The sequence below is a fragment of the Methanomicrobia archaeon genome (assembly GCA_016930255.1).
Lineage (GTDB): Archaea > Halobacteriota > Syntropharchaeia > Alkanophagales > Methanospirareceae > JACGMN01.
This window is the reverse complement of sequence record JAFGHB010000060.1, coordinates 1-4,366: the sequence shown is the minus strand read 5'-3', so window position 1 is coordinate 4,366 and position 4,366 is coordinate 1. Positions and strand designations below refer to the sequence as shown.

General features: G+C 50.8%; 6 protein-coding genes and 1 tRNA gene. 1 reads left to right on the top strand and 6 read right to left on the bottom strand.

Going from position 1 to position 4,366, the window contains the following annotated elements; translation table 11 throughout:
- The first annotated feature begins 143 nt into the window (after positions 1 to 143).
- On the top strand, positions 144 to 425 hold the full coding sequence (locus JW878_08430) for a hypothetical protein (protein ID MBN1763082.1): 282 nt from the start codon (positions 144 to 146) through the stop codon (positions 423 to 425).
- 3 nt (positions 426 to 428) lie between these two features.
- Here JW878_08430 and hisI read toward each other — a convergent pair whose 3' ends face one another.
- The 6 genes from hisI to larC all read right to left on the bottom strand — a co-directional run bounded on the left by hisI (position 429) and on the right by larC (position 4,091).
- The gene (gene hisI / locus JW878_08425; GenBank protein MBN1763081.1) at positions 429 to 800 is read right to left on the bottom strand and encodes a phosphoribosyl-AMP cyclohydrolase; all 372 of its coding nucleotides are present in this window, start codon (positions 798 to 800) and stop codon (positions 429 to 431) included.
- 66 nt (positions 801 to 866) lie between these two features.
- On the bottom strand, positions 867 to 1,337 hold the full coding sequence (locus JW878_08420) for a transcription elongation factor Spt5 (protein MBN1763080.1): 471 nt from the start codon (positions 1,335 to 1,337) through the stop codon (positions 867 to 869).
- Positions 1,338 to 1,340: 3 nt separating this feature from the next.
- On the bottom strand, positions 1,341 to 1,553 hold the full coding sequence (locus tag JW878_08415) for a protein translocase SEC61 complex subunit gamma (protein ID MBN1763079.1): 213 nt from the start codon (positions 1,551 to 1,553) through the stop codon (positions 1,341 to 1,343).
- A 41-nt stretch (positions 1,554 to 1,594) separates the two neighbouring features.
- Positions 1,595 to 2,665 (bottom strand): cell division protein FtsZ, encoded by a 1,071-nt coding sequence (ftsZ, locus tag JW878_08410; GenBank protein MBN1763078.1) that lies wholly within the window; start codon positions 2,663 to 2,665, stop codon positions 1,595 to 1,597.
- A 91-nt stretch (positions 2,666 to 2,756) separates the two neighbouring features.
- Positions 2,757 to 2,839 (bottom strand) — tRNA-Leu (locus tag JW878_08405).
- Between the two features lie 49 nt (positions 2,840 to 2,888).
- Positions 2,889 to 4,091 (bottom strand): nickel pincer cofactor biosynthesis protein LarC, encoded by a 1,203-nt coding sequence (gene larC / locus JW878_08400; protein MBN1763077.1) that lies wholly within the window; start codon positions 4,089 to 4,091, stop codon positions 2,889 to 2,891.
- Positions 4,092 to 4,366: the final 275 nt, after the last annotated feature.

Below are 4,366 nucleotides of genomic sequence, written 5' to 3'. Positions count from 1 at the left end.
TGCATGGCTGAGGGCATTACCGATCACGTTTGGACATGGGAGGAATTATTGATGTTCAAAGTGAGTCATGAAAGTTAGGACATCACCCAAAGTTCAATAAGCGAATACTAGAAAGGTATGATCCGTCATCTAGAGCTGGTGGATTGAGTCCAGAGGAATCTGATTTCTACCAAGAAGTTAGAGCAACCCTGTATTTGGGCAGCGGTGATTTAGTTGCTAAAGCAGAAAAAAATTTAGAGATCATAGATGGTGGGGGAAGACTTGAAGGGAAAAACGTTGGAAAGAATGAATTGGGAAAGATTAAAAAGGAACTAAAAGATCAAATCGACTTGGATTATGAAAAATATATGGAACGGCTGATTGAGTTGACTGAGAAACCCAAAAAATGGTGGAATATACGTGTTAGGATATTTCGAAAATCTTAATCTTTATTCCTGCTTCTTCCCGTACGCCTCTTCCGGATCGAATACCTTCGTACCCACGATGTCACCATCGATCGTGCGGTAAAAGCACGACCGGTAGCCCGTATGACATGCGCCGCCGATCTGCTCCACCTTCAACAGAATAGTATCCTCGTCGCAATCGATTAGAATGTCCTTTACGAGCTGCTCGTGACCCGATTGTTCACCTTTCCGCCATAGTTTGCCGCGACTCCTGCTCCAGTAATGCGCCTTACCCGTCTCTCTCGTCAGTCGCAGCGCCTCATCATCCATGTACGCGAGCATAAGCACCTCGCCCGTTTGGTAATCCTGCGCAATCGCTGGCCGCAAGTCATGCTTTGCGCCCTTCTTGTCTGTCATGTTATAGTATCCCGCCGCGCTCTATCGATCCATTCAACTGCTTATAATCCTATGACGTGAAGCTAGTTAGTGATCCTCTTCGTGATCCTCTCTGCTCAATACCCGTACGCTGTCGCCGCGAACCGTGACCGGTATCGGAACCATCGCCTCAAAGAGCTCAATGGTGATCTCCTCGTGCGCCTCGTCCACTTTCTTCACGCGCGCTCGTTCGCCCTTGAACGGTCCCGATATGATTTCTATAATGCTCCCCTCAACAATACCGGTTACCGACGGTTTCGGCGTGAGGAAATGCTCGATCTCGTCCAAATCCATCTCGCCTTTGACCAGGCCACGTGCATGCGGGATGCTCTGAACGATCTGCTCTACCATCTCGGGATACTCCGCTTCTATCAGCACGTACCCCCTGAGTTCGTCAGGCACCAAAATCGCCTTCAGTCCATGCTCGCTCGCCGGCTGCTCCTTTATCGCGCCCTCAATCATGGCCGCTACTGCCTGCTCCTGGTTAACCGTCGTCTTTACTGCCACTATCCTGGCCATCGCTCAAAACCCCTTCGGCAATACGGTCAGTAAAAGATAAATGGCAAAACCGATGACACCGACCAGTGCCATTGCAGCACCCGCGATTTCGGATATCTTGATGAATTCGTCTCGCTTCGGCCGTTTCGCCAACTTCACTATCCTTATATACTCCTTTATCTTCTTCGACCAGTTCTCTACCTTTAACCCTTCGAAATCGAATTTTTGTTCTTGCATTGCTACTGCTATCCTCAGCTCGTACTTACACAAACACCTGACTACCGTACTATCTCAATGCCGAATTTCTCCTTCTTCACATCCTTACGGTCATATATCTGCTCTGATTTCACGCCCGTTACGATGAGCAGCGTTCGTATCATGTTCTTCAGCTCTGGACTCACCTGCACACCCCAGATGATCCGTGCTTCGGGATTCATCATCCGGTAGACTTCCTGCAGTGCTCCCTCGGCCTCCTCGACCGTCATGTCCTCGCCGCCTATCACGTTTACCAGCGCCGCGTTCGCATCCGAGACCTCAACTTCAAGCAGAGGGGAGCTTAACGCCTTTCGCACCGATTCGATTGCCTTGTTCTGGCCGTCCGACTCCCCAAAGCCGATCATCGCCATGCCTCCGTCTTTCATCACCGTCCGCACATCGGCGAAGTCCAGATTGATAAGTCCCGGCTTCGTTATCAGCTCGGTCAGACCCTTCACCGAGCGCATCAGCACGTCATCCGCGACTTTAAACGCCTCGTTTAAGGGCAATCGTGGCACGACATCTAATAACTTATCATTTGGTATTACAATCAACGTGTCTGTATTCTCACGCAGTTTCTCAAGGCCGTAATCCATATTTTCCATCCTTACCGCGCCTTCTGCGCTAAACGGCAAAGTTACCACGCCGATGGTGAGTGCACCGACTTCCTGTGATGCTTGGGCAACGACGGGTGCTGATCCGGTCCCCGTGCCACCGCCTAAGCCGCACGTGACAAAAACCATGTCCGCATCCTCCACCATGGCCCTTATATCATTATCGTTCTCCCGTGCCGCTTCCTCGCCTAACCGCGGGATACTTCCTGCTCCCAGCCCCCGCGTCGTCTTCTTCCCTATCAAGAGCTTCCTATCTACTTTCGCGTACAACAAATGTTGAGCATCCGTGTTCAAAGCAAAGAGTTCCGCACCGAAGATGCCCTCCTCGGTCATCCTCTGGATCGTGTTCGTCCCACTTCCTCCACATCCGATTACCTTTATGATCGTCCGGGACTTTTCCAAGATTTTCTCTATTTCTTCAGCATCCATCGTCTTTACTTCCCCGCCTTCTGAGACCGTTTCATTCCCCATTTGCCTCATCTTTTCTTCCCCTCTCGGTTAATCAATCAATGTCTTAGAACTCCGTCTTTAAATCTTTTTCCCTCCACCAAAGAAAAGCGTTTGGTGCTTATGCGGAGGGAGGGATTTGAACCCTCGAACCCCTACGGGACAGCGACCTCAACGCTGCGCCTTTGTCCTCTTGGCAACCCCCGCTCGCATCTCCAACTTTTAAAGGCTGGACTACGCTAAGAAAGCCTTTAGGTTATTTATAGAAAAAGGTTGCTTCCACTATCCGCATCACATCCTTCAACGGCATTTTCAACTCGTTCGCAACCCGTCGCGCATCCTCGAATTCCGCAGCCACGTTGAGCACCTTACCTTCGGCATCTCGCCCTATCTTCACACCCACTTCCCGCTCTACGCCTCTGATCCTCACCGTCACCTTCTTCTCTTCCCTATTAGCCACGAACCGATGCTTCACCTGCATGACTCGAACCCCTAACGAACCGGTCTCTTCCATTATCCTGTACGCGATTCGAGCGGCATCCTGTGGCGTGGTAATCACCTTGATTATGTGGCCCATTCTGCCTTTCTTCATGAGCACCGGTGCGATTGCAACGTCCTTCGCACCCTCGGCCATGAGCACCCCTGTAAGATTCCCCAGCACCTCACCGGTGACATTGTCAACGTTCGTCTCTAAAACCTCGATAGCATCGCGAGACAAGCCTTCAATCTCTCCTAAACTTGCTCGTAAGACGTTCGGCATCGGCCCGTCCCGTGACCCTGCGCCGTATCCCGCTTTTGTAATACGCATCTGCGGTAAGAAGGGTTCAGAGCGTTGAACAAAGTGCGCGAAGAGCGCCGCACCCGTCGGTGTTAACAGCTCAGAAGTGGATTTAAAAGGGCCGCCCTGATACAACAACGAGGTGTCTCGTAATATTTCAACCGTTGCAGGTGCAGGAACAGGCAAAAGTCCGTGTTCGGTTTCTACAAAGCCAGTACCCACCGAAATGGGAGTGCTTATAACGATATCCGGGCGAAGATCCAGGAAGGCAACAGTGCTTCCTACAAGGTCCCCTAGGGTATCCCACGCGCCGATCTCGTGGAGGTGTAAGCGTTCTTTGGGCGTTCCGTGCACGGTTGCCTCGGCGGTTGCGAGCCGTTCAAATACGCTCAGGGCATTCTCTATTATCTCATTCTCCAATCCACTGTGCTCTATCGCGCTCACGATATCCGTATACGACCGTACGGCTCGTGCTCCTGCCGCAGATGTAGTGCTCGTCGTTACGAACTCGACTTTCTTTGCCACTATCCCTCGCTTTTCCACCTCTTGCACCGCCAGCTCAAGGTCAAAGGCAGAAATAGCATCCGCTATCTTTGACTCCTGCACGCCCAGATCCAGCAGGCTGCCAATGATCATGTCTCCAGAGGCACCCGAAAAAGGCTCAAACACCAGCGCTTTCATCGTGTTATAAAATAAAAGGAGATTACGCTAAGAAATATGTGCCCCTCTATTCCGGACCGCGCAGCCGTTCCCGCATCCATCTCGTAAAGGGAGAAATCACCTTCTAACGATCCCCGAATGAGAGAAGAGAATGCGATACCATCAAGAAGGTGATACCTTTAAATATCCCTGTACCTAGTTACAAATTGGTGATGCAAAAATGCCTGGAGAAGACAACGTGATATATATCGGAAATAAGTCTGTGATGAGTTATGTCCTGGCGGTAGTGACGCAGT